Annotated in this window: 27 protein-coding genes; 19 read left to right on the top strand and 8 right to left on the bottom strand. The window is 61.4% G+C overall.

Features of this window, described 5'->3' with window-relative positions:
• The first annotated feature begins 17 nt into the window (after positions 1-17).
• Positions 18-1,256, top strand: a complete 1,239-nt coding sequence (locus A0W34_RS24370) for an HNH endonuclease signature motif containing protein (protein ID WP_081558424.1) — start codon at positions 18-20, stop codon at positions 1,254-1,256.
• A 70-nt stretch (positions 1,257-1,326) separates the two neighbouring features.
• Here the strand turns inward: A0W34_RS24370 and A0W34_RS24365 are convergent, their stop codons facing one another.
• Both A0W34_RS24365 and A0W34_RS24360 read right to left on the bottom strand, forming a co-directional pair.
• Entirely contained in the window at positions 1,327-2,322 is a 996-nt protein-coding gene (locus A0W34_RS24365; RefSeq protein ID WP_081558423.1) for an endonuclease/exonuclease/phosphatase family protein, read from the bottom strand.
• A gap of 67 nt (positions 2,323-2,389) precedes the next feature.
• Positions 2,390-3,811: a short-chain fatty acyl-CoA regulator family protein gene (locus A0W34_RS24360; RefSeq protein WP_003939891.1), complete on the bottom strand. Its 1,422-nt coding sequence runs from the start codon at positions 3,809-3,811 to the stop codon at positions 2,390-2,392.
• Positions 3,812-3,978: 167 nt separating this feature from the next.
• On the opposite strand from A0W34_RS24360, the gene prpD reads away from it, so the two are divergent.
• From prpD to A0W34_RS24330, 6 genes are all read left to right on the top strand, one after another.
• A complete protein-coding gene (gene prpD, locus A0W34_RS24355; protein ID WP_081558422.1) occupies positions 3,979-5,481 on the top strand; it encodes a 2-methylcitrate dehydratase PrpD in 1,503 nt (500 codons plus the stop codon).
• A complete protein-coding gene (prpB, locus tag A0W34_RS24350) occupies positions 5,481-6,398 on the top strand; it encodes a methylisocitrate lyase (RefSeq protein ID WP_081558421.1) in 918 nt (305 codons plus the stop codon). The genes prpD and prpB overlap by 1 nt, the downstream gene beginning before the upstream one ends.
• The gene (locus A0W34_RS24345; RefSeq protein WP_081558420.1) at positions 6,395-7,516 is read left to right on the top strand and encodes a bifunctional 2-methylcitrate synthase/citrate synthase; all 1,122 of its coding nucleotides are present in this window, start codon (positions 6,395-6,397) and stop codon (positions 7,514-7,516) included. Before prpB ends, A0W34_RS24345 begins: the two co-directional genes overlap by 4 nt.
• Positions 7,517-7,705: 189 nt before the next feature.
• Positions 7,706-8,488: an enoyl-CoA hydratase gene (locus tag A0W34_RS24340; RefSeq protein ID WP_081558419.1), complete on the top strand. Its 783-nt coding sequence runs from the start codon at positions 7,706-7,708 to the stop codon at positions 8,486-8,488.
• 60 nt (positions 8,489-8,548) lie between these two features.
• Positions 8,549-9,409 (top strand): SDR family NAD(P)-dependent oxidoreductase, encoded by an 861-nt coding sequence (locus A0W34_RS24335; RefSeq protein WP_081558418.1) that lies wholly within the window; start codon positions 8,549-8,551, stop codon positions 9,407-9,409.
• Between the two features lie 10 nt (positions 9,410-9,419).
• A complete protein-coding gene (locus A0W34_RS24330; RefSeq protein WP_042925042.1) occupies positions 9,420-9,935 on the top strand; it encodes a MerR family transcriptional regulator in 516 nt (171 codons plus the stop codon).
• Here the strand turns inward: A0W34_RS24330 and A0W34_RS24325 are convergent.
• Together A0W34_RS24325 and A0W34_RS24320 are read right to left on the bottom strand one after the other, a co-directional pair.
• Positions 9,893-10,813, bottom strand: a complete 921-nt coding sequence (locus tag A0W34_RS24325; RefSeq protein ID WP_081558417.1) for a TIGR01777 family oxidoreductase — start codon at positions 10,811-10,813, stop codon at positions 9,893-9,895. The genes A0W34_RS24330 and A0W34_RS24325 overlap by 43 nt on opposite strands.
• A complete protein-coding gene (locus tag A0W34_RS24320; protein WP_007731336.1) occupies positions 10,810-11,487 on the bottom strand; it encodes a TetR family transcriptional regulator in 678 nt (225 codons plus the stop codon). The genes A0W34_RS24325 and A0W34_RS24320 overlap by 4 nt, the downstream gene beginning before the upstream one ends.
• Before the next feature lie 145 nt (positions 11,488-11,632).
• Here A0W34_RS24320 and A0W34_RS24315 point away from each other — a divergent pair, with 145 nt between their 5' ends.
• Both A0W34_RS24315 and A0W34_RS24310 read left to right on the top strand, forming a co-directional pair.
• A complete protein-coding gene (locus tag A0W34_RS24315) occupies positions 11,633-12,037 on the top strand; it encodes an EVE domain-containing protein (protein ID WP_050656414.1) in 405 nt (134 codons plus the stop codon).
• A 12-nt stretch (positions 12,038-12,049) separates the two neighbouring features.
• Positions 12,050-12,496 carry a MarR family winged helix-turn-helix transcriptional regulator gene (locus A0W34_RS24310; protein ID WP_081558416.1) on the top strand — a complete coding sequence of 149 codons (447 nt, stop codon included), beginning with the start codon at positions 12,050-12,052 and terminating at the stop codon, positions 12,494-12,496.
• Positions 12,497-12,517: 21 nt separating this feature from the next.
• Here A0W34_RS24310 and A0W34_RS24305 read toward each other — a convergent pair whose 3' ends face one another.
• On the bottom strand, positions 12,518-13,156 hold the full coding sequence (locus A0W34_RS24305; RefSeq protein WP_081558415.1) for a TetR/AcrR family transcriptional regulator: 639 nt from the start codon (positions 13,154-13,156) through the stop codon (positions 12,518-12,520).
• 96 nt (positions 13,157-13,252) lie between these two features.
• Here A0W34_RS24305 and A0W34_RS24300 point away from each other — a divergent pair, with 96 nt between their 5' ends.
• The 9 genes from A0W34_RS24300 to A0W34_RS24260 all read left to right on the top strand — a co-directional run bounded on the left by A0W34_RS24300 (position 13,253) and on the right by A0W34_RS24260 (position 23,006).
• On the top strand, positions 13,253-13,714 hold the full coding sequence (locus A0W34_RS24300) for a MaoC family dehydratase (RefSeq protein WP_007731344.1): 462 nt from the start codon (positions 13,253-13,255) through the stop codon (positions 13,712-13,714).
• Positions 13,715-13,742: 28 nt separating this feature from the next.
• Entirely contained in the window at positions 13,743-14,915 is a 1,173-nt protein-coding gene (locus A0W34_RS24295) for an acyl-CoA dehydrogenase family protein (RefSeq protein ID WP_047271166.1), read from the top strand.
• Positions 14,916-14,924: 9 nt separating this feature from the next.
• On the top strand, positions 14,925-16,058 hold the full coding sequence (locus A0W34_RS24290; protein WP_042925025.1) for an acyl-CoA dehydrogenase family protein: 1,134 nt from the start codon (positions 14,925-14,927) through the stop codon (positions 16,056-16,058).
• Positions 16,059-16,188: 130 nt separating this feature from the next.
• Positions 16,189-18,117, top strand: coding sequence for a molecular chaperone HtpG (gene htpG / locus A0W34_RS24285; protein ID WP_081558414.1), 1,929 nt, complete (start codon positions 16,189-16,191; stop codon positions 18,115-18,117).
• Positions 18,118-18,271: 154 nt separating this feature from the next.
• Positions 18,272-18,811 (top strand): DinB family protein, encoded by a 540-nt coding sequence (locus tag A0W34_RS24280; RefSeq protein WP_030535159.1) that lies wholly within the window; start codon positions 18,272-18,274, stop codon positions 18,809-18,811.
• A 92-nt stretch (positions 18,812-18,903) separates the two neighbouring features.
• Entirely contained in the window at positions 18,904-20,484 is a 1,581-nt protein-coding gene (locus A0W34_RS24275) for an FAD-binding oxidoreductase (RefSeq protein WP_064687694.1), read from the top strand.
• A complete protein-coding gene (locus tag A0W34_RS24270; RefSeq protein ID WP_081558413.1) occupies positions 20,481-21,398 on the top strand; it encodes a diacylglycerol kinase in 918 nt (305 codons plus the stop codon). The genes A0W34_RS24275 and A0W34_RS24270 overlap by 4 nt, the downstream gene beginning before the upstream one ends.
• A gap of 46 nt (positions 21,399-21,444) precedes the next feature.
• Positions 21,445-22,272: a potassium channel family protein gene (locus A0W34_RS24265; protein WP_064687693.1), complete on the top strand. Its 828-nt coding sequence runs from the start codon at positions 21,445-21,447 to the stop codon at positions 22,270-22,272.
• A 47-nt stretch (positions 22,273-22,319) separates the two neighbouring features.
• Positions 22,320-23,006, top strand: coding sequence for a TetR/AcrR family transcriptional regulator (locus A0W34_RS24260; RefSeq protein ID WP_064687692.1), 687 nt, complete (start codon positions 22,320-22,322; stop codon positions 23,004-23,006).
• Between the two features lie 6 nt (positions 23,007-23,012).
• Here A0W34_RS24260 and A0W34_RS24255 read toward each other — a convergent pair whose 3' ends face one another.
• The gene (locus A0W34_RS24255) at positions 23,013-24,197 is read right to left on the bottom strand and encodes a metallophosphoesterase (protein WP_064687691.1); all 1,185 of its coding nucleotides are present in this window, start codon (positions 24,195-24,197) and stop codon (positions 23,013-23,015) included.
• A 123-nt stretch (positions 24,198-24,320) separates the two neighbouring features.
• On the opposite strand from A0W34_RS24255, the gene A0W34_RS24250 reads away from it, so the two are divergent.
• Positions 24,321-24,950 (top strand): GyrI-like domain-containing protein, encoded by a 630-nt coding sequence (locus A0W34_RS24250; RefSeq protein ID WP_007731353.1) that lies wholly within the window; start codon positions 24,321-24,323, stop codon positions 24,948-24,950.
• Between the two features lie 3 nt (positions 24,951-24,953).
• Here the strand turns inward: A0W34_RS24250 and A0W34_RS24245 are convergent, their stop codons facing one another.
• On the bottom strand, positions 24,954-25,346 hold the full coding sequence (locus tag A0W34_RS24245) for an RNA-binding S4 domain-containing protein (protein ID WP_029256216.1): 393 nt from the start codon (positions 25,344-25,346) through the stop codon (positions 24,954-24,956).
• 24 nt (positions 25,347-25,370) lie between these two features.
• Positions 25,371-26,264, bottom strand: a complete 894-nt coding sequence (locus A0W34_RS24240) for an oxygenase MpaB family protein (protein WP_063315802.1) — start codon at positions 26,262-26,264, stop codon at positions 25,371-25,373.
• Positions 26,265-26,332: the final 68 nt, after the last annotated feature.

Raw genomic sequence — 26,332 nt, 5'->3', positions numbered from 1 at the left:
TCGATTAAGCTTTGAGTATGGACAGTCGGGGAGCGTGGCAGCTGGACGGTGAGGGCCTCAAGAGTGAGGTTCTGGCTCTGGTGCGCGTCCGGCACGAGCTGCAATCGCGGATGGTGTTGCTGATCGTGGAGATGTTTTCCCGTGAGGTTCTCGGCGGGAAGGGTTTTCGGGCGATCGCGCAGTGGTTGCATGGTTCGACGAATCTGGAGATCGGTGAGTGCAGTCTGCTGGTCGGGTTGGCGCGGTTGTTGATGCTCGAACCTGTTGTCGCGGATGCGTTTCACCGCGGGGATGTTGATGCGTTGAAGGCGCGGCAGGTGGCGTCGTTTTGTCAGCATCCGCCGAAGAACATGACGCCGGCGGATGTGGACAAGGCTCGCGGGATTCTGTTGGGGTTGGCGTCGCAGAATATTGCTGATTGTGATGCGGTGCGGGCGGCGATCCGGCGGATCGAGAAGCAGTACGGCAAGCGCGAGGACGGCGTTCCGGTCGGCGAGGATTCGGAGCGTAACGAGTTCTACGCGTCGAAAGGTTTGTACGGGCGCGTGTCGGTGAAGGGTGACTTGGATGCTGTGAACGGGGCGCGTCTGATCACGTTGTTGTCGAGCCTGTCGGCGCCGACGCCGGAGAAGGACGGCGTCAAGGACACCCGTACGCCGGCGCTGCGGCGGGCGGACGGCTTTTGCGAATTGTTGCGGCGGTACGAGCGGGCGGGGTTGGGTCCGATCGAAGGCGGAGTGAAACCGCACATCACGGTGACTGCGTCGGCGAAAGACATGACGGACCTCAAGGCGTTGAAAGACCTCCTGCCGTCCACCGAGGAGTTGGGTTTCGCGTGGGCGGATTGGGTGGGCCCCATCAGTATCGATACCGCGCGGATGTTGGCGTGCGACTGCACCGTGACGCGGATTTTGTTGGATGCGAATGGTGTTCCGCTCGACTGCGGCAAGGAAGCGAGAACGGCGACGGTGCCGCAGCGGCGGGCTCTTGCGGTTCGTGATGGTGGGTGCGCGTTTCCGGGGTGCGGGACACCGTCGGGGTGGTGCGATGCCCATCATATTGTTCACTGGAACGATGGTGGCCCAACGGATCTCGACAATCTGATCTTGTTGTGCGGTCATCACCACCAGACGCTGCACCACACGGAGTGGCGGGTGGAGATCGGCCCGGATCGGAAAACGGTGTTCTATCCACCGATGTCGATCGATCCGTATCAACAGCCGATCGGCGGGAACAGCCCACCCACAGCGGCGTGAACCGCGACAACTGAAGACGTGAGCACCGGGGCACAACCATGCCCCGGTGCTTGCTCAATCCAGTATTTACTCAAGACAACGTGATGTCGGCAATCAGGCCGTGGTGATCGGATCCCTCGATCTCGATCCGTTCCAAGGATGTCGCCACGGCGCCTTTCGTGATGATGTGGTCGATACCGACCACCGCCGGATACCGCTTGTCGGTCGGATAGGTCGGGATCAGGCCGGAACCCAATTGGTCGGCGGCGCTGGTATATCCGTTCGTGAGAAGATTCCGGAACTGTTTGTTCGAGTACGACGCGTTGAAGTCGCCGCTCACTATCACGTTGTCCCGCCCGGCGACTTTGTCCATGTAAGACCCAAGCCTTCGCTGCTCGTCCGCCCACACCGAAGCCGGTGAGATGTACGCCGGTGCCGGATGCACGGCGAACAATGTGACTGGCTGCGCCAAGCCGACATTCAGTTCTGCGGACAGCGTTTCGGGTGAGAATCCGTCGAGGCTACGCGGATTGGAGAGTGGAAAGCGACTGTAGATTCCGGCCCCGCCACCGCCGTCGGTGTACGGGACGAGGAATTGGTGGCTCAGAACCTCGTCAAGCCCGGCGGCTTCGAGCGCGTCGGCTTCCTGGTACGTCAACTCCTGGACCGTCACCACGTCGACGTTGCGCTCGCGGACCATCGCCACAAGCGACTCCGGATCCGCTGCACCGACCATCAAGTTGGCCTGCATGATTCGAATCGATGGACCGTTCGCAGACGTCGACTCCCCAGTTCCTCCGATGTACAGCGGGCTCACAGACCATCCGAACAACCCAAGGACGAGGATCGAGGCGGCGCACACGATCCACTGACGCCCGATACCCGAGACGACGGCACCGATCAGCGGAGCAATCATCAACAAGGGCGCCACTGACGCCAGAACGATCACGATGTTGTGATCGACGTCCAACTGAGTTGCGATCAAGGCAACCAAACTAGTCACGATGCCGGCCACACCGGCCACGGCCGAAAGGCGGCGAAGAACCAGTCGACGAGGGGTCACGGCATCGGGTTGCATGACGTCCATGGAAGCAGAAGAGCGTCGTAGCTCCGGGAAACTGCAGGTGGAGTCGGTGCGCCCTATTGTTTGCGCCCTATTGTTGCGGATACGGAAGGTGGCTGCTGCTGTTCTCACTGACGGAGATCGAGCGGCCGAGTTGGGGGAAGGCGCGTTGAGAGCACGCTGGCCTGTCACAGACTTTGCACCCCGCGCCGATCGGCACGATGGTCGCGGGGTCGTCCGTCTGAATTCCGTGTGAGTAGACCATGCGATCGGCGTAGCCGATGTCGCAACCGAGTCCGACGGCGAAGTTGCGCTCGGGTGCGAGGTACCCGAGTCCGCCGCTGTGGGTAGTGCGCGCCACCCAGAGGTATGTCCGGCCGTCGGGCATCTTCGCGACCTGAGTGAGGATGCGACCTGGGCTCGCGAATGCCTCGTGGATGACCCACAGCGGGCAGCTGCCTCCGACTCTGGAGAAGTGAAAGGCGGTAGCAGACTGACGCTTCGAGATGTTTCCGGCGCGATCGGTTCGGACGAAGAAGAAAGGGATGCCGCGTTGGCCGTGTCGTTGGAGAGTGGACAACCGGTGGCAGACTGTCTCGAAGCCGACCTCGAACTTGAGGCTGAGCAGGTCGATGTCGTACCGCAAGGCCTCAGCGGATTGCAGGAATTGGGTGTACGGGAGTAGCAGTGCGCCGGCAAAGTAGTGTGCGAGTCCGACGCGAGCCAGCGCTGCGGACTCGGCGCTCAATGATTCATCCTCGGCGACAAGGGAATCGATCACGTCGGCCTGCGTGAAGAAGGCCAACTGCATTGCGATCTGGAACGCGCGTTGTCCTGCCGACAGACGACGGGCGAGTGTGAGGACCGACTTGTTCGGATCGTAGTAACGCTTGGGGCCGAGCTTGTCGGGTTCGTCGGTACGGATCGTCACGGTGACGCCGTGCTGATCGCGAAGTAGTCGTGCCAGTTGCAAATCCACTGCGCCCACGGACAATCCGTTGTCCAGGAACATCTGCTCGGCAGCGTCGTCCAGAACGGCGATGTGATTCTTTCGGTCGTAGAAGAAGTCCCGAACTTCCTCGTAGGGCATCGGTACGAGTGACACATCGGACGCTGGTTCGCCGGACAACTGCGTCGAGAACTGGTCCAACTGCTCTGTCGCGGCGTGAAGGCGGCGGTGCAACATCACGAGGGTGCGTCCTACCGCCGGCATGCGGGCCACCAATTCGTCCACCTCGGCCAGAGATACGTCTCCAGATTCCGAAGTTTCGGCCAAGGCGTGATGAACGTCCGCAACCAGGCGTGCGTCGGAATCGGAGGCGAAGAATTGCACGTCGAGATCGAACTCGGCGTTGAGCTTGAGAAGGACGGGCACCGTCAGCGGTCGTTGATCGTTCTCCAGTTGATTGACATAGCTGGGGGAGAGTTCGAGTGCCTTCGCCAGTGCGGACTGTGACAGGTTTCGTTCCTCCCGCAGCCGTCGCAGCCGCGCTCCCGCGTACATCTTCTTCATCGAATCTCCTCGGTGCCGATCGCGTTCACCCTACCGAGAAGCTATTCGCAACATTCGCAACATTGCAGCATTGTCATTGCACAAATAGGCAATTGCGAGGGCCTATCCCGAGGTGAATGAGCTGCGTAGCGTGCAAATAGATACCGAAGAACGTGAGAAGAGGACCGATGAAGACGCATCTCGTACGCACTCACCGCTCTGCCGAAGAGTTCCCCAAGGAAGACCACCTCGCGTGGAAGATCGCGGAAGTTGCGACGGATTCCGTCGACGTCACGGACGCCACATCCGACATGATCGTCAACCGGATCATCGACAACGCGGCAGTTGCCGCAGCTTCCCTGGTGCGCCGTCCCGTGGTGAATGCGCGGGCGCAAGCACAGTCGCATCCGTATACGCCGGGCTCCACCGTGTTCGGTATCCCCGGTACGTTCTCGCCTGAATGGGCCGCCTGGGCCAACGGTGTCGCGGTTCGTGAACTCGATTTCCACGACACGTTCCTCGCCGCCGAGTACTCGCACCCCGGAGACAACATCCCGCCGATCCTCGCCGTCGCTCAGCACACCGGCCGTGACGGTCGAGACCTGATTCGTGGTCTGGCGACCGGCTACGAGATCCAGATCGACCTGGTTCGGGCTATCTGCCTGCACGAGCACAAGATCGACCACGTCGCACACCTCGGCCCCTCGGCTGCGGCAGGTATCGGAACTTTGCTGGGCCTGGGCACCGAGACGGTCTACCAGGCAATCGGCCAGGCGCTGCACCTCACGACGGCGACACGTCAGTCCCGCAAGGGCGAGATATCCAGTTGGAAGGCGTACGCGCCTGCGCTGGCAGGCAAGGTTGCCGTAGAGGCGGTCGACCGCGCGATGCGCGGTGAGGGCGCACCGTCACCGATCTGGGAAGGCGAAGACGGCGTCATCGCCTGGCTACTCGGTGGCCCGGACAAGGAGTACCACGTTCCGCTGCCCGGTTCGGGTGAGGCGAAGCGCGCCATCCTCGACTCGTACACCAAAGAACACTCCGCGGAGTACCAGAGCCAGGCGCCGATCGACCTCGCTCGCCGAATGCGTTCTCGTGTCGGTGATCTCGACCAGATCGCCTCGATCGTCCTGCATACCAGCCACCACACCCACGTCGTCATCGGCACCGGTTCCGGCGATCCGCAGAAGTTCGACCCGACCGCCTCGCGTGAAACCCTCGACCACTCGGTGATGTACATCTTTGCCGTTGCGCTACAGGACGGTACGTGGCACCACGAACGTTCCTACGCGTCCGAGCGTGCACAGCGCGCGGACACGATCGAGCTGTGGAACAAGATCTCCACGCGCGAAGATCCCGAATGGACACGCCGTTACCACTCGACGGATCCGGACGAGAAGGCTTTCGGTGCTCGCGCCGAGATCACCTTGAAGAGCGGCGAAGTCATCGTCGACGAGCTTGCGGTGGCCGATGCGCACCCGCTCGGCGCACGTCCGTTCGCTCGCGATCAGTACGTCGCGAAATTCCGCACCCTCGCCGAGGGCGTCATCGAGCCGAGCGAACAGGACCGCTTCCTCGATGCGGCTCAGCGCACCGCCGAATTGAAGGCAGGCGAACTCGATCAGCTGACCTTCACCGTTTCCGAAGACGTTCTCGCTCGGGCTCCCAAGGTCGCCAAGGGACTTTTCTGATGTCGGGCCTCATCGCAGCAGCGACGTCTGCAGCCGACAAGCGGATTGCCTTCCGGGCGGGGCTGACGTCCGGAAAGATTCAACGACTCCCGGGTGCGATCAATCCGCTGACAGCCAGACTGATTCAGGAAATCGGGTTCGAGGGTGTCTACGTTTCAGGTGGTGCGTACTCCGCCGGATTGGCGCTTCCCGACATCGGACTGACCACCTTGACCGAGGTCGCCGGCCACAGCAAGCAGATCGCGCGCGTCACGGACCTCCCGACGCTCGTCGACGCCGACACCGGTTTCGGTGAACCTATGAGCGCGGCCCGCACGGTCACGATCTTCGAGGACGACGGAATAGCCGGTCTGCACCTCGAGGATCAGATCAACCCCAAACGCTGCGGGCACCTCGACGGCAAAGCAATTGTGCCCACCGAAGACATGGTTCGCCGTGTTCGTGCTGCAGTGTCGGCGCGTCGTGACCCGAACTTCGTCATCTGCGCGCGCACCGATGCTGCCGGAATCGACGGTATCGACGCGGCGATCGAGCGAGCAAAGGCCTATGTGGATGCCGGTGCCGATCTGATCTTCACCGAAGCTCTTGCCACCGAGGCCGACTTCGAGAAGTTCCGCGCAGCGGTCGACACTCCGCTCCTCGCCAACATGACCGAGTTCGGGAAGTCGAATCTCATTTCGGCGAAGACGTTGGAAGAGATCGGTTTCAACGCCGTCATCTACCCCGTGACCACCCTTCGGCTGGCGATGTTCGCTATCGAAAAGGGTCTGCGCGAGATTTTTGCGGAGGGCACGCAAGAAGGACTGCTCGGCGAAATGCAGCATCGCAGCAGGTTGTACGAGATTATCGAGTACGAGCGCTACAACGAATTCGACAGTGGCATTTTCAATTTCAGCTTGGAGGGGAGTAGGACATGACCGAACAGATTCCGACGATCTACAAGGGCTTGGCCGGAGTTGTCGTCGATACGACGGCTATCTCCAAGGTAGTGCCCGAGACGAATTCGTTGACGTATCGCGGTTACGCAGTGCAGGACCTTGCCGCGAACTGCAGCTTCGAAGAAGTTGCGCACCTGCTCTGGTACGGCGAACTGCCGACTCCCGAGCAGCTCGAATTACTCTGCCTGCGTGAGCGTGCGGCCCGTCGTGCCGATCGCTCACTGCTCTCACTCCTGACCAAGATACCGGACAACTGCCACCCGATGGACGTGGTCCGGACGGCGATCAGCTACCTCGGAGCCGAGGATCCGGCGGAGGACGACAACTCGGAGAAGGCCAATCTGGCCAAGGCCCTGCGGATGACGGCTGTGCTGCCGACCATCGTCGCTGCCGATTTCCGCCGCCGCCGCGGTCAGGATCCCATCGCGCCGCAGTCGGACCTGGGTTTCGCCGAAAACTTCTTGAACATGTGCTTCGGTGCTGTTCCGGAGCCGGCGATCGTGAAGGCCTTCGAGGTCTCGCTGATCCTGTACGCGGAGCACTCCTTCAACGCCTCGACGTTTGCCGCTCGTGTTGTGACGTCCACACTTTCGGACATCTACAGCGCAGTGACCGCTGCTATCGGCACGCTCAAGGGCCCGTTGCACGGCGGTGCAAACGAAGCTGTCATGCACGACATGCTCGAGATCGACGACCCCGACCGCGCCGAAGCCTGGATGTCGGAGAAGTTGGCTGCCAAGGAGAAGGTCATGGGCTTCGGGCACCGCGTCTACAAGAACGGTGATTCGCGTGTTCCGACCATGAAGCAGGCCCTCCTCGACGTCGCGGCAGCGACCGACGGCGAGAAGTGGGTGCAGATGTACGAGATCCTCGAGAAGACAATGGTCAGTGCCACCGGAATCAAGCCGAATCTCGATTTCCCCACGGGCCCTGCATATTTCCTCATGGGCTTCGACGTCGAGATGTTCACGCCGATCTTCGTGATGAGCCGCATCACCGGATGGACGGCGCACATCATCGAGCAGGGGCAGTCGAATGCACTGATCAGGCCGCTGAGCCAGTATTCGGGCGTGCCACAGCGCACAGTCGTGGCATGACACTTTTTGCTGTCGTGGCATGACACCCCTTTGATACTGCGTCGGCGAGGTTCGGTTCTGGCATCACCGTCTCCTGGCCTCGTCGACGCTTCTCCGTTCGCACTATCTGCAACTTTGCATCGAGAATTCGCAAAGATATTCAAGTGCAATGTGTTTCGGCTTTTCTCTACCGGAAATAACGTGAGTGTCATGACTGAAACGCACGAAGAAATCTTGATCATCCGTCGTGGCGAGACCCTCGACGTCGTGTTCAACCGGCCGGAAAAGCGCAACGCATTGACCCCGCAGATGTACGACGCCATTGCCGGAGCCTGCCGGCGCGCCGACTCCGACCGCGAGATTCGGTTACTCACTCTCCGAGGTGCTGGGGGAGAGGCGTTCTCGGCAGGCTCCGACATTGGCCACTTTCAAACCTTCTCGAGCTTTCAGGACGGGCTCGACTACGAAAGCCGGTTCGTTGGCGTACTAACCGAACTCGAGAAAGTGAGGGTTCCCACCCTCGCGGTCATCGACGGTGTGTGCGCGGGAGCAGGGCTGTTGCTGTCGGCAGCGTGCGATGTGCGGATCGCGACGCAGGGGTCACGCTTCTGCCTACCGATCGCGCGCACACTCGGAAACTCGTTGTCGATCCATTCCGTGGCGTTGCTGGCGGACAGGATCGGCAGTTCGCGTCTGATGTCGTTGATCGCTCGGGCTGGGGTGATGTCGAGTGGCGAGGCTCTGCGGAGCGGCTTCCTCAGCGACTGTGCAACAGAGTCCGAGTTCGCGACCCTGACTGCCCAGGTATCTCGCGATCTACTTGCCGCCGCCCCGATGACCGTCTGGACTATTCGGGAGTCCCTGCGGCGCATCAGAACCCGAGTGATTGCCGACAACGATGATCTGATGAGCATGATCTACAGCAGTGACGACTTCAAAGCCGGCGTCGACGGTTTCCTTCGCGGGGAACGACCGGTGTGGGCCGGCGTGTAGTTCGGCGGTAGAACCACAGGCTTGCGTTGGAGCGCGCTCTAACCCCTAGCGTTGCCGACCATGACAACAAAGACCTGGATCATCACTGGAGTTTCTCAGGGTTTCGGCCGTGAACTCGCACTGTCTGCACTTCGATCGGGGGACGCGGTAGTCGCTGCAGTTCGTCGTCCCGAGTCCGTTGCAGATATTGCGTCGGCGAATCCGGATCGGTTCTCGGCGGTGACGTTCGACGTCAGAGATACCGCAGCGGCTCCGGGCGTCGTCGAATATGCGCTCGAGCGTTTTGGTCGCATCGACGTGCTGGTCAACAATGCCGGTCGTGGGATGGTCGGCGCGGCGGAGATGGTGGACGATTCGACCTTGCGGGATCTCATGGAACTGCACCTGATCGGACCCGCCGCGTTGGTGCGCGCCGTCCTCCCGTCGATGCGAGTGCAGGGCAGCGGGACGATCGTGCAGATGAGCAGTCAAGGCGGCCGTATGTCGTTTCCCGGCGTCGGGGCGTACTCGGCGTCGAAGTTCGCTCTCGAAGGTTGGTCGGAGGCTCTCGCCGGTGAGGTCGCGCAGTTCGGCGTTCGGGTGATGATCGTCGAGCCCAGCCGATTCCGTACAGCATTCAACACGCCTGGCGTTCTGAGCTTCGCCGAATCATCATCGGAATACCGTGATTTGCTGGATCCCGTTCTGCGGGACATGGCGGCCGCAGACGGTGTTCAGGAGGGTGATCCGGAGAAAGCAGCAGAGATCATCACCTCGCTTGCGCACAGCGAGAATGTGCCACTTCGTCTGCCACTCGGAAAGGAAGCCGTGGAGCGTGTCTCCGCGTCGTATCGGAAGAATCTCGCCGAGGTATGCGTCTGGGCCGACCTGGCTCGCAGTGCAGACTTCGCGGATGCTGCCGGCCCTGTCCGCCCGTTCTAGGCTGAGAGTCATGGCTACGGAAGACTTGATGCGTAAGGCACTCGAGGCACTTGGGGAAGTGGACGGGCCAATGTCGATCGAGGTGATTCACCGACTCGTCGATGCAGGGGACGTTCAGGAGCCGATGTCGATCGCCGAAGTCTCGGACCTGCTGGATGTCTCGGCACATACGCTGCGCTACTACGAGAAGATCGGTCTGGTCGAGGTCGATCGTGACTCGAGCGGACATCGTGTGTACGGTCCGGAATCTGTTCGCAGGCTGGTGTTTCTGACCCGCATGCGTATCTCGGGTATGGCGATTCGCGACCTGCAGCACTACGTCGAACTGGTCGACGCCGGTGAAGGGACAGTTCCGGAGAGGCTCGACATGCTGCTCGAACACCGGGACACCGTTCGTCGGCAGATCAAGGAGCTCACGTTGTCTTTGGCTGCGACGGAGTACAAGATTGCGACGTACGGCGGGCGGACCGGAGAGCAGGATATTCAGCCGAGTGAAACCGGAAGCAACCCTCGCGGGGTCTCTTGAGCGATCTGGTTCAGCGCAGACTCCAACGTCGGAAATTGATACTGGAAGCCGCTGTCCGCGAGCACCCCTGGTGAAACCCAGCGACTCTTCGTTACCAGTTCAGCCTCGGTGCGGATGATTCGTGCGCCGAACTCGAGCATCCAGCCCGGCGTCGGAAACCCATATTGTCGGCCAAGTTTCGCTCGTACCATCCGCATCATGTCGGTGTTGGTTACCGGATACGGGGATGCGATATTGACCGGGCCTGAGATCTCCGGATTCTCGTAGACGTGGATGATCGCGCGAATGACGTCGGCGATGTGAATCCAGCTGAACATCTGTCGGCCGTCGCCCATTCGTCCGCCGAAGCCCATTCGGGCGAGGTTGACGAACGGATTGATCGCCCCACCGCCGGCTCCGAGGACGATCGACATCCGAAGTGCCACTTTGCGAACAGGCGTTGGGGCTGAGAACAATTCGTGTTCCCACGCTCGCGCGACCGCTACGGAGAATCCCTTTCCCAGCTCTCCGTTCTTCTCGTCCATCGGTCGATCTCGTGCGTCTCGGTAGATCGTGCCGGTACTGGCATTCGCCCAGAGTGAGGGTGGCTGCGGCGTGCGGGTCAGCGCACGACCCAACAGTGCAGTCGTTTCCACTCGGGAGGAGAAGATGTCGTCGGCATTGCGCTTGTTGTAGCGGCAGCTCACGGAGCGGCCGGCGAGGTTGACGAGCAGATCCGTGCCGCTGAGTACATTGGCGACGCCGTGCTCGTCGGACCACGTGGCATCGCTCGTTCCTCCCCGGCCGATCGTCCGAACGTCGACCCCGTTGGATTCGAGCGTTCGAAGAAGGTGTTGGCCTACGTAACCCGACGCACCACAGACAACAACGGTCTTCATGGTTTTGTGTTCCCCTCTGCAGAAACGACTTTTGTCATCAGGGCGGCGACATCGCCGACCAGACCTCGTGCCACTGGCAGCCGGGCGAGGGTGAGCGCTTTCGCGATGATCGGTACCAGGCCGTCGACGAGGGATCGGGTACGAGTTTGCCCCGGAGACGCGTCGGTGACCCAGTGCAGCGTCACGCCCAGATAGCTGAGCCACAAGAGCGTGGGGAGCTGGGTCTCCAATGACGCCGGCGTCTTCTGCTTCGACGCCGCCAGTGCTTCACGCATCAGATCGACGGCCATCGATCTCGCATCGGTCGACTCGGCCGAGAACGGGCTGGACTGTGATGTGGTGGGCAGGGCAACGTGCAGAAACGTGCTGCCGAAGCCGTGATAGGGCCCCATGACATCGAGTCCGGTGTGCAGAACAATCCTGAGATTTTCTGTCAGTGACCCACCTTCGCGAAGGAGTGGAAGCGCCCGCGCGCGGTGATCGCGTTGGATGACGAGATACAGCTCGTGAACCAGTTCGTCTTTACTGGCGAAGTAGTAGTAGGCGTTCCCGAGCGAGACCTCTGCCTCATTTGCGATCTTGCGCATGGTCGTCGCTGCGAAGCCTTCGTCGCGGAAGAGCCGCAATGCTGTTTCCACCAGCTTTTCCCTGGTCTCGATCCCGCGACTACTCATCGACACTCCTTCTTTGAACATGTTCAAGTGCAGCGTACGCCCCAAAGTTGAACACGTTCAAGACTTGATCTGTTGCGAGCGAGATAATAAGCGCGCATACTAAATCCATGATTGAGATTGTGAGCGGTTCGCCAGGTGGTCGGCGATGAACGCATGGTTGGGAGTTGTGTCCGCCGAACATGTGCGTCGCGCAGTGGATCTCGGTATCGCACAGATCGGGCACGGAAAGAGAGCCGGATTGGCACGGATGAAAGCAGGTGACGTGCTGGTCTACTATTCGCCGGTCGAGTCCATTGGTGATCGAGATCCGTTGCGCGAGTTCACAGCTCTCGGTGTGATCGAAGAGGGTGAGATCTGGCAGGCGGACGAGGGGTGCTTCAAGCCGTTTCGGCGTCGAGTGCGATACGAGCAGTTCACGCCCGTTCCACTCGGCGATGTGCGGAGTCGATTGGCGCTGACCTCGGCACCGAATTGGGGGTATCAACTCCGGCGTGGCTTGATTCCGTTGGATGACAACGACGTCGAGGTTCTGCGTTCGACGACGAGCTGACACACTGGCGCTGTGGCGAAGAAACTGGAAACCGACTTCGAGGACGCGGACGAGAGTCCCGGTCTGATGTTGTGGCGTGTCACCAACGCGTGGCAGGCCTCGATTCGCGCGGCGCTGCGGCCTTTCGACCTGACTCACGTGCAGTTCGTTCTGCTCGCAGCACTGACCTGGCTGGATGCAGAGACGCCGATAACTCAACGCGATCTTGCCGAGTACGCGCGCACCGACGCGATGATGACGTCACAGGTGATTCGGACCCTCGAATCCAAGAAATTGGTCGAACGACGTCCACACCCGACGGACGCTCGGGCACGCTCGGTGGTGGTGACCCAGGCGGGTGCGGCCCTGGCAGGCAAGGCAAATCGTGCGGTCGAAGCATCGGATCGGGAATTCTTTGCCGCTCTCGGGGATCGTCAGGCGGCCTTTGTTGCGATGCTCGGCGTGCTTGACCGAAAGTAGCGACCTACAGTTTTCAGGGGATTACTCTGAAGTGGTCTGCAGCAGTGCATATTTGGCTTCCAGTCCGTCCAGTAGGGATTCCAGCGCGAGTTCGAAACTGGCACCGTCGATTTCCGCAGCACGCTCACGCAACAGATGTGCTCGCGTGAGGTGCGGGTAACGCTCGGCGTAGATCGCAGGATCGTCCACGAATCCGCCGGAGAACGTCGCCGTCGCAGCACCCATGACCACGTACTTGACGGAAGCGCCGATCAGTGTTGCCGTGCGCTGTGGCCATCCGGCGCGCACCAGTCCGCCATGGATGGCGTTCGCGCGATCGAGGGCGATGGGCCTGACGCTCGGACCGTAGGCCAAGTAGGGAACGATATTGGGATGCTTGCCCAGGGCGGCGTGGTAGGACCGCGCCCACGTGCGTAGCGCGCCGCGCCAATCGTCGGAGTCGAAGCCGCTCACGTCGACGGACTCCATGATGACGTTCGCGACGTCGTCGAGTAACTCGTCCTTGTTGGCGTAATGGCTGTACAGCGACGGTGCCTGTACGCCGAGAACAGTGGCGAGTTTGCGCATCGAGAAGTCGGTCAAACCGTGCTCGTCCACCAGTTTCAGGGCGGTGTCCCTGATGATCGGCTTACTCAGTAGTGGAACCCGCGGTCGCGCCATCGCCCAGAACCCTTTCGTCTGAAAGTACTGGACAACCTTACACTGTGAGTTTATTATCCAATTAACCTAACAGTGTTCGGGAACGTGGAGGATCAGATGACACGGGTGTTCGAGAACAAGTCCGATCTCCTGGGGGCGGTCGGTGAAACGCTGGGCTCGAGCGAGTGGGTCGAGGTCACCCGCGAGATGGTCCATCAATTTGCCGACGCGACCGGTGACCATCAGTGGATTCACGTCGACGACGAAAGGGCAAAGCGTGAATCACCTTTCGGTGGTCCGATTGCCCACGGGTATCTGACTCTCTCGCTCCTGCCGCTTCTGTCGAAGTCCGTGTATCGCATCGACGGCGCGAAAATGGTCGTCAACTACGGGTCCGACAAGGTTCGATTCCCGAGTCCGGTGCCAGTCGGGGCCAAGGTTCGAAATACCGCAGTGCTCTCCGCAATCGAAGAATTGCCGAACGGTTCACTACAGAGTCAGATCACCAACACCGTCGAGATCGAAGGCGTGGGCAAACCTGCCGTCGTTGCGCAGACCGTCGCGCGAATCTTGTTCTGAAATCCTGCAAGAAGAAAGCAGACTCCACATGAATCTCGAACTGACCACTGAGGAAGTTGCGTTCCGCGAGGAGATGCGAAAGTTCTTCACCACCGAATTCTCGCCCGAACTTCGAGCACGTGCAGCCGGATTCGGAAAGCTGACTCGTGAGGACATCGTTGCGGGTCAACAGATTCTGAACGCACACGGGTTGGCGGTTCCACACTGGCCGGTCGAATGGGGTGGCAAGGACTGGACTCCGGTTCAGCGCCACATCTATTCCGAGGAAATGCAGTTGGCGTCGGTACCCAACCCGTTGCCGTTCAACGTGAGCATGGTTGGGCCCGTTATCGCTGCCTTCGGTTCGCAGGAGCAGAAGGAGCAGTTTCTCCCGGCGACGGCCAACGCCGATATCTGGTGGTGCCAGGGTTTTTCGGAACCCGAAGCCGGTTCGGATCTCGCTTCACTCAAGACGGCCGCTGTTCGTGACGGCGCAGACTACATCGTCAATGGTCAGAAGACGTGGACTACTCTCGCGCAGCACGCCGAGTGGATCTTCTGTCTGGTTCGTACAGATGCCAGTGCTCAGAAGCGGCAGGCCGGAATTTCGTTCTTGCTCATCGATCTGGCAACTCCCGGCATCACGGTTCGCCCCATCAAACTGATCGACGGCAGCGTCGAGGTCAACGAGGTGTTCTTCGACAACGTCCGCGTCCCTGCGGAGAATCTTGTCGGCGAAGAGAACAAAGGCTGGGACTACGCCAAGTTCCTGCTCGGCAACGAACGCACGGGCGTCACGCGGGTCGGGTTCTCCAAAACTCTTGTCGCCACGGCAAAAGAGAAGGCGCGGGAAGTTCGCGTTGGAACCGGCACCCTCCTCGATGATCCGTTGTTCGCGGCTCGGTTGGCTGAGCTGGAAAACGATTTGCTTGCGCTGGATCTGACTCAACTGCGAGTTGTGGCGAGTTCGGCAGACGGCAAGCCGAACCCGGCGTCCTCGCTGCTCAAGCTCCGCGGCTCCGAATTGCAGCAGGCAGCAACGGAATTGCTGATGGATGTTGCGGGTCCGGACTCGTTGCCGGTGAATACGGTCGAGATCGACTCGCCGGAGTGGGCGCAGCAAGCGGCGCCGCGCTACCTGAACTACCGGAAGGTTTCCATCTACAGCGGATCAAGTGAGGTGCAGCGCTCCATCATTGCCTCCTCGATCCTCGGATTGTGAGCATCTGAGATGAATTTCGAACTCGACGACGAGCAGACGATGCTTCGCGACACGACGCGTGAATTGCTCAACCGCAGCTACGACGCGGAGAAGCGCAACGCCACCTCGGCCACTGACGAGGGATGGAATGCCTCGGTGTGGAAGCAGTTCGCCGAGCTCGGGCTGCTCGGCCTGCCATTCGCGGAGGCCGATGGCGGGATGGGCGCTGGGCCGGTCGAGACCATGGTGGTGATGACCGAACTGGGCCGGGCGCTTGCACCCGAGCCGTACTTGGGTGGTGTTCTGATCCCCGGTGGGTTGATTGCTTCACTCGGTTCGGCAGGTCAACGGGCGCGACTCCTGCCGGCGCTCAGCGACGGGACCACATTGTCGGCCTTCGCCCATACGGAACCTGGCACGCGCTGGCCGGTCGCCACTGTCACGACCACTGCATCGCAGGAGGGATCGGGGTGGACGATCACCGGCGTCAAGAACCCGGTCCTGCAGGGCGACAGCGCGCACGTCGTGATCGTCAGCGCCGCACTTCCAGGCGGGGGTACCGGGCTTTTTCTGGTAGATGCGGAAAGCGCGGGTGTCTCACGGAGCACATACGCAACTCACGACGGCCGTCGCGGTGCGCAGTTCACGTTCACCGATGCCGCGGCCGAACAGCTTGGTGAGGGCGGCGATGTCACGGAGGCGATCGTCGAAGCAGAGGTTCGGGCGCAGGCAGCTCTGTGCGCCGAGGCGATCGGGATCATGACCGAAGCGCTGCGACTGACGACGGATTACCTGAAGCAGCGCAAGCAGTTCGGCGTTCCGCTCGCGAAGTTCCAGACTTTGACGCATCGGGCTGCCGACATGTACGTGGCGCTCGAACTGGCGAGCAGCATGAGTCTGTACGCCACCATGGCCATCGCCGACGGAGTGATCGATCCGACCATCGCGTCGCGAGCGAAGCTGTCTGTCGGTCGCGCCGCGCATCAGATCGGTCAGGAAGCAATTCAGATGCACGGTGGTATCGGAATGACAGCCGAGTATCCGGTCGGGCACTACGTCTCGCGGCTGGTGGCCATCGAACATACTTTGGGCGCATCGGACGATCACCTCAGGGTGCTGGCCGCCGGCGTCTCGAACTATTCGATGGTGAACGTCACCGAGTAGATCGGTGGTGAAGATAACGGGAGGTCACGCGCAGGTCGCGTGGCATCCCTTGTCTGTGCGGGGGGCGACCCGCGGTATTCGAGGTCAAGTAAAATTCCTGTGATCAGTCCGAGAAGAGAAAGGGATCGAAGTGACCGCGCATACCGAGCAGCTCGAGTTCCAAGCAGAAACACGTCAGCTGCTGGATCTGATGGTTCATTCAATCTATACGAACAAGGACAGCTTCCTTCGTGAGTTGATCTCCAACGCTTCGGACGCGCTGGACAAGCTCCGCCTCGAGTCTTACCAGGACAAAGACCTCAACGTCGACGTCTCCGATCTGCATATCGAGATCGACATCGACAAGGCAGCACGCACCCTGACCATCCGCGACAACGGCATCGGCATGTCGCGTGACGAGGTCGTCGACCTGATCGGCACGCTCGCCAAGTCCGGCACCGCCGAGGTCCGTCGCAAGCTCAAGGAAGCCAAGGATGCAGCGGCATCCGAAGAACTGATCGGTCAGTTCGGCATCGGCTTCTACTCCACGTTCATGGTCGCGGACAAGGTCACGCTGCTGACCCGCCGCGCCGGTGAAGATCACGCGACGCGCTGGGAATCGACCGGCGAAGGCACGTACACGCTCGAGCATGTGAAAGAGGCACCGCAGGGTAGCTCCGTGACCTTGCACCTGATGCCCGAGGATTCCGAGAACGGCCTGCACGACTACACGTCGGAATGGAAGATCAAGGAACTGGTCAAGAAGTACTCCGACTTCATCGCGTGGCCGATCCGCATGGATGTCGCTCGCACGTCGACGCCGGCCGAGGGCGAGGAGCCCGAGGTCACCATCGAGACCGAGACGATCAACTCGATGAAGGCGCTGTGGACTCGCTCCAAGGACGAGGTGTCCGAGGACGAGTACAAGGAGTTCTACAAGCACGTCAGCCACGCCTGGGACGAGCCTCTCGAGGTCATCCCGATGAAGGCCGAAGGTACTTTCGAATACCAAGCGCTGCTGTTCATTCCGTCGACGGCGCCGTTCGATCTGTTCATGCGTGAGCGCAAGGCCGGCATCCACCTCTACGTCAAGCGCGTCTTCATCATGGACGACTGCGAAGAGTTGGTGCCCGATTACCTGCGCTTCGTCAAGGGCGTGGTCGACGCACAAGACCTCTCGCTCAACGTCTCTCGTGAAATTCTGCAGCAGGACCGGCAGATCGCTGCCATCCGTCGTCGTCTGACCAAGAAGGTCCTCTCGACCATCAAGGACATGAAGGCGAACGAGCCGGAGAAGTACTCGACTTTCTGGACCGAGTTCGGACGCGCGCTCAAGGAAGGCCTGATGGCCGATGCCGACAACCGCAAGACGCTGCTCGACATCTCGTCCTTCGCCTCGACCAACAGCGAAGAGGGCGTGACCACTCTCGCCGAGTACGTGGAGCGCATGAAGGACGGTCAGGAACAGATCTACTTCATGACCGGCGAATCTCGTCACCTCATCGAAAGCTCCCCGCACATGGAGGCTTTCAAGGCCAAGGGCCTCGAGGTTCTGGTACTTACCGACCCCGTGGACGAGATGTGGGTCGACGCTGTCTCGGACTTCGACGGCAAGACCTTCCAGTCGATCGCCAAGGGCGAGGTCGACCTGGACACCGAGGACGAGAAGAAGGCGGCCGAAGCCGAGCGCGAAGAGAAGGAAAAGGAATTCGGCGCGCTGCTGACGTGGCTGTCCGAAACCCTGTCCGACGACATCAAGGAAACGCGTCTCTCGACGCGCCTGACCACGTCGGCTGCCTGCATCGTCGGCGACGCGTTCAGCATGTCTCCGACGCTCGAGAAGATGTACAAGGCTTCGGGTCAGCCTGTTCCACACAGCAAGCGCATTCTCGAGCTCAACCCGGAGCATCCGCTTGTCTCGGGTCTGCGGGAGGCGCAGGCCGCCAATGACAATGCAGAGAACCTGACGGAGACGGCTCAGTTGCTCTACGGCATGGCGTTGCTTGCCGAGGGCGGTGAACTGAGCGATCCGGCGCACTTCACGCGCCTGCTGGCCGATCGTTTGGCTCGCACAGTCTGATCGCGTCTAGCTCGCTCGAACTCCCGGCACTCACCTTCATCGGTGGGTGCCGGGAGTTTTTTCTTGATCGTTTTCTAATGAGGACCGTTTCTGTCCGCAATAACTTCTAACGTAGTTCTCACAGGGCACGAACCCACGAGCGAAGGAAAACATCATGAACGCACCGATCACCACCGTCACCGGCGAGCGCGCGGATCTCCTCCAGAGCCTGCGTCGGCATCGTGAATTCCTTCTCTTCACCGTCAAGGACCTCACCGACGAGCAGGCCGCTTCGAGGCCGACCGTGAGTGAACTGTGCCTCGGCGGATTGATCAAGCATGTGGGTCAGGCGGAAAAGGGATGGGTCGACTTCATTCTGGAAGGGCCGGCCGGACTCGGTGGGGACTTCGACCCGACCCAGTGGTCGGAAGAGATGCAACAGGAACGGGCGAACGAATTCGCCATGGTCGAGGGTGAAACCTTGGCAGGCATCGTTTCCGAGTACGAGGGGATCGCGGCCAGGACCGACGAGTTGGTGGCCTCGCTGGACAGCCTCGACATCTCGCATCCACTGCCGTCGGCGCCGTGGTTCGAAGCGGGAGCTCGCTGGTCAGCGCGGCGCGCATTGCTGCACATCATCGCCGAGACGGCCCAGCATGCGGGCCACGCGGACATGCTTCGCGAAGCCATCGACGGTTCCAAGACGATGGGTTGATGGATGGATTGATCCACCGGGATGTTTACACATCACATAAATATGTAACACTAGTGTCTATGAGCACCGAAAAGTCTGCCTTGCAACCGCCGATGCAGTGGGACGCCTGGGGCGATCCGGCCAAGAAGCGTGAACTGTCGGACGCAGTCACATCATTGTTGACCGGATTTCTCGGTGTCTCCGCACCGACTCGATCGCGTCTCGCCATCGAAGACGTCCAGGTGGCTCCGTCCGCTATGGCCCAGTCGCATGTCGAAGCGCTGGCTGGGCTGGTCGGGGCCGAGTACGTCAGTACCAAGGATTCCGATCGAATCCTTCGGGCCGGTGGCAAGAGCACCCCGGATCTGCTTCGCCGTCGTAGCGTCGAGCCGCAGGACGCACCGGACGCAGTCGTCACTCCAGGGACAGACGCAGAGGTCGAGCAGGTTCTCCGATACTGCTCTGCCAACCGGATCGCAGTGGTCCCGTTCGGTGGTGGCACCAGCGTCGTCGGCGGGCTCGATCCCATTCGTGACGGGTTCGACGCAGTTCTTTCTCTCGATCTGCGCAGGTTCGATCAGCTTGTCGGGTTGGACGAGGAATCGGGCATTGCGACGTTCGGCGGCGGAACTACCGGCCCACGGGCCGAGGAGCTTCTGCGTGAGCACGGTTTCTCGGTCGGGCACTTCCCGCAGAGCTTCCTGTTCGCCACTCTGGGCGGGTTTGCCGCCACCCGGTCTTCGGGGCAGGCGTCGGCTGGATACGGGCGCTTCGAGGACATGGTTCAGGGCCTCACCGTTGTCACCCCGAGTGGAGTGATCGAGACCGGGCGTGCGCCGGCATCCGCTGCAGGCCCCGATCTGGGTGAGCTTTTTGTCGGCTCCGAGGGCACCTTCGGCGTCATCACGCACGTGCGTGTGCGGGTTCACCGTCTGCCCGAGACCACCGTGCGCGAAGGGTGGAGCTTCCCCGACTTCGCCACCGGCGCAGCTGCATTGCGTGAGCTTGTCCAGGAAGGATCGGCTCCGACCGTGCTGCGGTTGTCCGACGAGGCCGAGAGTGGCGTGAATTTGGCGACCACCGACAAGATCGGCGAGAACGCCTTCACCGGTGGTTGCCTCGGCATCACTACCTACGAGGGCACCGCTTCGCACACCGCTGAACGGATGGCGGAGGCCCGAGCAATTCTCACCGCTCACGGCGGCACATCGCTCGGCGAGGAGCCCGGAAACAGCTGGGAACACGGGCGATTCGATGCACCGTATCTGCGTGACGCTCTCCTCGATGTCGGTGCGCTGTGTGAAACCCTCGAGACGGCAACCACCTGGGGTAACCTCGCGAACCTGCGCTCCTCGGTCACCGAGGCGCTGACCAAGGCTCTCATCGAGCAGGGGACTCAGCCGCTCGTGATGTGCCACATTTCGCACACCTACAAGACCGGTGCTTCGCTGTACTTCACCGTGGTCAGCGCGCAGACCGAGGATCCGATCGCTCAGTGGCACAAGGCGAAAACTGCCGCTGGCGATGCGATCATCGCCGCCGGTGGCACGATCACCCATCACCACGCTGTCGGCGCCGATCACCGCCCATGGATGAAGGACGAGGTCGGTGAACTGGGCGCGAACATCCTTCGCGCAGTGAAGAATGCAGTGGACCCTGCCGGCATCCTCAATCCTGGAAAGCTGATTCCGTGACCGAAACCCGCAGTCAGATCGAGAAGGTTACCGTCCTGATCAATCCGATGGCGGGACATGGTCACGCGCCTGTGGCAGGACGCAAAGGTGTTGCGCGACTGCGCGCTCGGGGAGTTGCCGTCACCGAGATCATCGGAACCGACGCCGACGACGCCAAGAAATTGGCCCGTCGTGCGATCGAAGAGGGTACCGACGCGCTGGTGGTGGTCGGCGGCGACGGTGCCATCAGCATCGGACTGCAGGCTGCCGCGTTGACGGATACGCCCATTGGGCTCATCCCGGCGGGCACCGGCAACGATCACGCCCGTGAGTTCGGTATTCCCACAGGCGATCCCGAGGCAGCAGCCGATGTCATCGCAGACGGTGTCGTGCAGCAGTCAGATCTGGCGAAGATCACGCTGGCCGACGGTTCCGTCGTCTGGTCGGGAACGATCATCGCCAGCGGCTTCGACTCGCTGGTCAGTGAGCGGGCCAATCGGATGCCCTGGCCCAAGGGGCCGATGCGCTACAACCTGGCGATGCTCGCCGAGTTGGCGAAGATGAAGCCGCTGCCGTACCGGATCGAACTCGACGACGAGGTCATCACGGTGGACGCGACGCTCGTGGCTGTCGGCAACGGCCGCTCGTACGGTGGCGGCATGCTCATCACTCCGGGCGCGTCGAAGTCTGATGGGTTGCTGGATCTGACCGTCGTCGGGCACGGTTCGAGGTTGCGTCTGGTGCGCCTGTTTCCGCGGGTGTACAAGGGAACTCACGTCTCCTTGGATGCGGTGCAGACGTATCGGTCGAAGAAGGTGCGGTTGGTCTCCGAGGGCATCATCGCCTACGCGGACGGCGATCGGGTGGGGCCGTTGCCCATCACGATCGAGGCAGTTCCCACGGCGCTCAACATCTTGACGCACACTCGGATCTGAGTCGGTTCTGCCGGGCACTAGGTAGCGGTGGTGTCAGACTTCTCGGATGAACGAATCGACGAAGTCGGCGCACCGCCGCGCTGCGTGGACGTTGGAGAAATGGCAGCTAGCCATCGACATCCCGTTGACCGCTGCGGCCTGCCTGTTCTTGGTGGCGTACGCGTACCAAGTGCTGGCGCAACCGACGGGCCTTCCACATCGTCTGACCGAATGGACGATGTGGGCTGCGTGGGTCGTTTTTGCCGTCGACTACGCAGTTCGCCTGTGGTTGGCACCTGCCCGCGGTCGCTGGTTCGTCAGGCATCTCTTGGACTTGGCGATGGTGGTGTTGCCCATGCTGCGTCCGCTGCGCCTACTTCGGTTGGTCACACTGCTTGCGATAGTTCACCGCTCGAGCGGGCAAAGCTTGCGTGGACGGGTGGTTATTTACGCCACTGGTGCCACGGCCTTGCTGATCGGTGTCGCGGCGCTGGCCATGCTCGATGCCGAGCGTCACGCGCAGGGCGCTGCCATCACGTCGTACGGAACGGCATTGTGGTGGGCGATGGAGACGGTCACGACCGTCGGTTACGGAGACATGGCGCCCGTTACCACGACCGGGCGCATGATCGCCGGAGCATTGATGATCGGCGGAATTGCGTTGCTGGGCATCGTGACTGCCACACTCGCTTCCTGGTTGGTCGAGCGCGTGGCGGAACAGGACGAGGCATCCCAGGCCGCGACGCGTAAGCAGGTGGCGGACCTGTCCGAGGAAGTCCGAGCCTTGGCTGCCCGCACTCACCGGGTTGATCTCGCGTCTGTCGATACCGATTCGCTGCGTCGTGTATTGGCGTCGAGGGGAGTCGTGGCGCAGCACGCGTCTTCGGACAACTGACATGCATCGCAGCGAACAATAGAACGATGGTCTGATAATCTTGCGTGATGGTGGCGACCCACGGATTTCAGCGCGCGCGCAGGCCTGAGCAGATCGAAGCGCGTCGGTGCGCGATTCTCGATGCGGCCCGCGCGATGCTCGGGTCCAGGCCCGTCGCCGACATCAGCCTGCGTGAGCTCAGTGAGAGCGTCGGACTGGCGAAGTCCAACGTGCTTCGCTACTTCGACAGTCGCGAAGCCATCTTTCTCGAAGTGCTCGACGAGAACTGGGTAGCTTGGTTGGACGGGTTGTCCGAGTCGTTGACTCCGGCCGGTGACGAGTCACCGTTCGCCACTGAAATCCATGTGGCATCGACGGTTGCGGAATCGCTTGTCGCACAGCGTTTACTGTGTGAGTTGATGAGCGTCATGGCAGGTGTCCTCGAAAGAAACATCTCCGTCGACTTCGCCCGTGACTTCAAGAAGCGGGCAACGGTCAACTCGGGAAGGTTTGCGTCGCTGATTCATTCGCAATTGCCTCACCTGTCGGAGGGCGACGCGGCTCAATTCGCCAAGATAACCCTGGTGATTGTTGCAGGCTTGTGGCCGACTGCCGAGCCTGCCGAATCCATGGTCGTCGTACTGAACGAGATGCAGGCGCCCCCTGCTGCCGACATGTTCGCAACCGGCCTACGTGAAGGTCTGATCAATCAGCTCGTCGGGCTGTCGGCGCGAGCGGCAACCCGAACGAGCTGAGCCCGTTCAGGCGCTGTGCAGCGTCAGGACGGTGATCTCGCTCGGTGCGAACACGCGGAATGGTGGACCCCAGAACCCGGTTCCGCGGCTTGTGTACAACTGCGTGCGGTCGCCGTGACGGGTGAGCCCGTGCACCGACGGTTGATCGAGTTTGACCAGAAGGTTGAACGGCCAGATCTGTCCGCCGTGGGTATGACCGGCGAGCTGCAGATCCACTCCCGCGGAAGCGGACTGAGTTACCTGCTTCGGTTGATGGGCGAGCATCAGGATCGGCAAATCGGGGTCGGTGCCGGCAAGGGCCATATCGAAGTTCGCGCCGTGACCGTCGAGCTTCGATCCCAGAGCGGTGGCGTCGTCGACTCCGGCGATGACCAGGTTGTCGCCGCCCTTGGTGACGACGAGGTGCCGGTTGTGCAGGGCATCCCAGCCGATCGAGGTCATGTAGTCGAGCCACTCCTGAGCCTCGTGGAAGTACTCGTGATTCCCGGTGACGTAGACACGAGCGAGTCTGGCTTCCACCGACGCGAGTGGGGTGGCTTGGCCGAGGCGCTGCTCCACTGTTCCGTCGGCAATGTCACCGACGTGGGCCACGATGTCGGCGTCGAGATCGTTGACTGCCGCGATCACGCGCTCGGACCACTTCTCGCGATTGATCGGCCCGAAGTGAGTGTCGGTGATCGCGACTACCCGAAGTTTGTCCATCCCCGCACCAAGGCGGGGGATGGTGACGTCGACGTGCTTGATCCGTGGCAGTCTCATGGCTTCCCGATAGCCCCAGATCAGCAGAACGGCCGAGGTGATCAGTGCCGCAACGGCGACGATTCTCGATCGAAGCGGGTCATCCACGCCGCCGACGAGCAATCCGAGCCTCAGGACTTCACCGAGCAGGGTCCACACGAACACGACCCAGATGATTCCGAGGAGGGCGTCGCCGACCAGGCGAACTGGATCGCGGTCAGTGTGTCCGTGGCTGAGCATCATGGTGGCAGGCAGGGTGATCAGGAGGGCGGCAAATAGAACGGTGCCGAAAACTGCCACCGCTGTCGGCCAGTCCGGCCGGACGAACAAGCTCCACCACGGGTACACGAACAACAGAGCCAAGATCGACGCGACAATCGCGGATATGGCAACGATCCGCAACGGTCTGCGGCGCGGAACTCGAGCGACGTCGGTCGCCTGGGGTGTAGTCACCCCGTCCAGAGTAAAGGTCCACTGGTCTATTAACAAGGGGACGGTGGTCCGCTATCGGAATGTCGGTGTTCTCGGATAGGTTTCCGAACGTTGAAACTCGGCCAGTGATCAGGTGGGTGGCGTATGGAGAAGTACGACGTCAAGAAGGCATACAAGGATCTCTATTCCCCCGGGCGCCGCGATTTTGCCCTCGTGACCGTCCCGCGCTTCGGCTACTTCGCCGTCGACGGTCACGGTGATCCCAACACTGCCACCGAGTACTCCGAGGCGCTCGAAGCGCTGTATTCGGTGTCCTACGCGACCAAATTCGCGAGCAAGAAGGAACTGGATCGCGACTTCGTCGTGGGCCCGCTGGAAGGGTTGTGGCGGGCAGATGACCCCGAGGTGTTCGTGACGCGGGACAAGTCGTCGTGGGATTGGACGATGATGATCTCGCAACCGGAGTGGATCACGGAGACCGAACTGTCTGCGTCGATTGACGCAGTCCGGGCCAAAGCAGTGCGGGCCAAGAAGGAGATTGCCGCTCTCGACAAGGTCAGGTTTCTCGAGTTGGAGGAAGGTCTGTCCGTCCAGATTCTTCACGTCGGCTCGTACGACGACGAAGCTCCTACCCTGGACCGGCTGCACAACACGTTCATCCCGTCGAACGGCCTGAGCTTCAACGGCGATCATCACGAGATCTATCTCAGCGACGCTCGCCGTACACCGCCCGAGAAACTGAAGACGGTTCTGCGTCAGCCTGTTTCGAGGTAGCAATCAGGGCTCGAGGCCGCGCAACTTCTCGAGGTCGCGTCGCTCGCGTTTGGTCGGTCTGCCGGCGCCACGATCACGTCGCGGAATGGACGCGATCAGTTCGGGCGGTGGTGGGGGCGGCGAATTGTCCTGCAGGCAATCGGCGGCCAGCACGGCGCTGACTCGCTTCGTGATCGGCTTGACCACGACGACGATGCGCTCGATGCCGGATACACGCACCCGCACCTCGTCGCCGGCTTTCACCTGCTGAGCCGCCTTTGCCGACGTTCCGTTGACCCGAACGTGTCCCGATCGGCAGGCGGTCGCCGCCTGCGAGCGTGTTTTGAACAGCCGAACCGCCCACGTCCAGCTGTCCACGCGGACACTGATCGCGTCGGAGGGGAGTTGGGCTGGCACGCACTCCAGCCTACCGACGAGTGCTCACAGACCCTGCGCGCGGATGCCCGAGTAGGCGCGCGGTGCATACCGCAGTCGTAACGGCAGCAGATGCCAGAACCGATCTGTCAATGTCAGGAAGCGGGCGAACCAGAAGTACATCCGTTCGTCGCGCGGCGTCCATTCCCATTCAAGGGTCTTGCGCGCCTTCTCCGGCATCAGTGCCTTGCCGATCCAGTTCGCCACGGCCATCGTGGGGCGAGAGCTAAGACGCCACAGCCACGTCGGAACCTTCGGAGCCGGTGCGATGTCGTGCTCGGCGATGCGCGTCGACCATTTTGTGGTGTGGGTGTTGATCAGGTGGTTGTCGAGCATGTCTTCCCAGTACGTGCGGAAGCTGGCGTAGTCGTCGAAAGCCGGTCGGTCGGTGAGTCCGTAACAGCGCCACCAGGTTACGGCCTCACGGACAAGCTGGTCCTTCTGCTCCGGTGTGAACTTCTTGTATGCAAATCGTTCGTTGAAATCGAGTATCACCTCGAAGAACGTGACGTGAGTCCACCAGAAAGTGTCAGGAGCGAGGGCGTGGTAGCGCCCGCCGGTTTCGTCTGTTCCTTTGAGATCGGTGTGGAAGTTGCGAACGAGCGTGCCTGTGCCCTCTTCGGTCCGGTCGTACACGACCCCGTAGATGGGAGGAAGTGAGCGGAACAGGCGGTCGAGCGGATTGTCGAAGAAGTTCGAATGATCTTGCAGCGCTCCACTTACCGCGGGGTGCATGTTCTGCAGCGTGCCTGCGCGTCCGAGATACAGCAGACCGCGAACGTCGCCGAAGTGTGTCCACGTCAGGGAACCGGGGCCGATCGGATCGGCTCGTAGTTCCCGGGGCTCTGGTCGCGCCTGGGGCTTAGGTCGACGAGTATCGGTGTCCGGATCGCTGCTCATCTGGTTGACCCTCCGCCTGCGCTCATGTGACAACGGTTGTTGTCACATGATGACTTTTGCTGCGCCGC

Origin of the sequence: Rhodococcus sp. BH4, assembly GCF_002079265.1 — a bacterium.
Taxonomy (GTDB): Bacteria; Actinomycetota; Actinomycetes; order Mycobacteriales; family Mycobacteriaceae; genus Rhodococcus_F; species Rhodococcus_F qingshengii.
This window is presented reverse-complemented; position numbering and strand designations above follow the sequence as displayed.

What these genes read in the sequence shown, in the direction of transcription:
- A0W34_RS24370 (WP_081558424.1), top strand. Translation starts at nt 18, where the DNA reads ATGGACAGTCGGGGAGCGTGGCAGCTGGACGGTGAGGGCCTCAAGAGT.
- A0W34_RS24365 (WP_081558423.1), bottom strand. Translation starts at nt 2,322, where the DNA reads ATGGACGTCATGCAACCCGATGCCGTGACCCCTCGTCGACTGGTTCTT.
- A0W34_RS24360 (WP_003939891.1), bottom strand. Translation starts at nt 3,811, where the DNA reads ATGAAGAAGATGTACGCGGGAGCGCGGCTGCGACGGCTGCGGGAGGAA.
- prpD (WP_081558422.1), top strand. Translation starts at nt 3,979, where the DNA reads ATGAAGACGCATCTCGTACGCACTCACCGCTCTGCCGAAGAGTTCCCC.
- prpB (WP_081558421.1), top strand. Translation starts at nt 5,481, where the DNA reads ATGTCGGGCCTCATCGCAGCAGCGACGTCTGCAGCCGACAAGCGGATT.
- A0W34_RS24345 (WP_081558420.1), top strand. Translation starts at nt 6,395, where the DNA reads ATGACCGAACAGATTCCGACGATCTACAAGGGCTTGGCCGGAGTTGTC.
- A0W34_RS24340 (WP_081558419.1), top strand. Translation starts at nt 7,706, where the DNA reads ATGACTGAAACGCACGAAGAAATCTTGATCATCCGTCGTGGCGAGACC.
- A0W34_RS24335 (WP_081558418.1), top strand. Translation starts at nt 8,549, where the DNA reads ATGACAACAAAGACCTGGATCATCACTGGAGTTTCTCAGGGTTTCGGC.
- A0W34_RS24330 (WP_042925042.1), top strand. Translation starts at nt 9,420, where the DNA reads ATGGCTACGGAAGACTTGATGCGTAAGGCACTCGAGGCACTTGGGGAA.
- A0W34_RS24325 (WP_081558417.1), bottom strand. Translation starts at nt 10,813, where the DNA reads ATGAAGACCGTTGTTGTCTGTGGTGCGTCGGGTTACGTAGGCCAACAC.
- A0W34_RS24320 (WP_007731336.1), bottom strand. Translation starts at nt 11,487, where the DNA reads ATGAGTAGTCGCGGGATCGAGACCAGGGAAAAGCTGGTGGAAACAGCA.
- A0W34_RS24315 (WP_050656414.1), top strand. Translation starts at nt 11,633, where the DNA reads ATGAACGCATGGTTGGGAGTTGTGTCCGCCGAACATGTGCGTCGCGCA.
- A0W34_RS24305 (WP_081558415.1), bottom strand. Translation starts at nt 13,156, where the DNA reads ATGGCGCGACCGCGGGTTCCACTACTGAGTAAGCCGATCATCAGGGAC.
- A0W34_RS24300 (WP_007731344.1), top strand. Translation starts at nt 13,253, where the DNA reads ATGACACGGGTGTTCGAGAACAAGTCCGATCTCCTGGGGGCGGTCGGT.
- A0W34_RS24295 (WP_047271166.1), top strand. Translation starts at nt 13,743, where the DNA reads ATGAATCTCGAACTGACCACTGAGGAAGTTGCGTTCCGCGAGGAGATG.
- A0W34_RS24290 (WP_042925025.1), top strand. Translation starts at nt 14,925, where the DNA reads ATGAATTTCGAACTCGACGACGAGCAGACGATGCTTCGCGACACGACG.
- A0W34_RS24280 (WP_030535159.1), top strand. Translation starts at nt 18,272, where the DNA reads ATGAACGCACCGATCACCACCGTCACCGGCGAGCGCGCGGATCTCCTC.
- A0W34_RS24275 (WP_064687694.1), top strand. Translation starts at nt 18,904, where the DNA reads ATGCAGTGGGACGCCTGGGGCGATCCGGCCAAGAAGCGTGAACTGTCG.
- A0W34_RS24265 (WP_064687693.1), top strand. Translation starts at nt 21,445, where the DNA reads ATGAACGAATCGACGAAGTCGGCGCACCGCCGCGCTGCGTGGACGTTG.
- A0W34_RS24260 (WP_064687692.1), top strand. Translation starts at nt 22,320, where the DNA reads ATGGTGGCGACCCACGGATTTCAGCGCGCGCGCAGGCCTGAGCAGATC.
- A0W34_RS24250 (WP_007731353.1), top strand. Translation starts at nt 24,321, where the DNA reads ATGGAGAAGTACGACGTCAAGAAGGCATACAAGGATCTCTATTCCCCC.
- A0W34_RS24240 (WP_063315802.1), bottom strand. Translation starts at nt 26,264, where the DNA reads ATGAGCAGCGATCCGGACACCGATACTCGTCGACCTAAGCCCCAGGCG.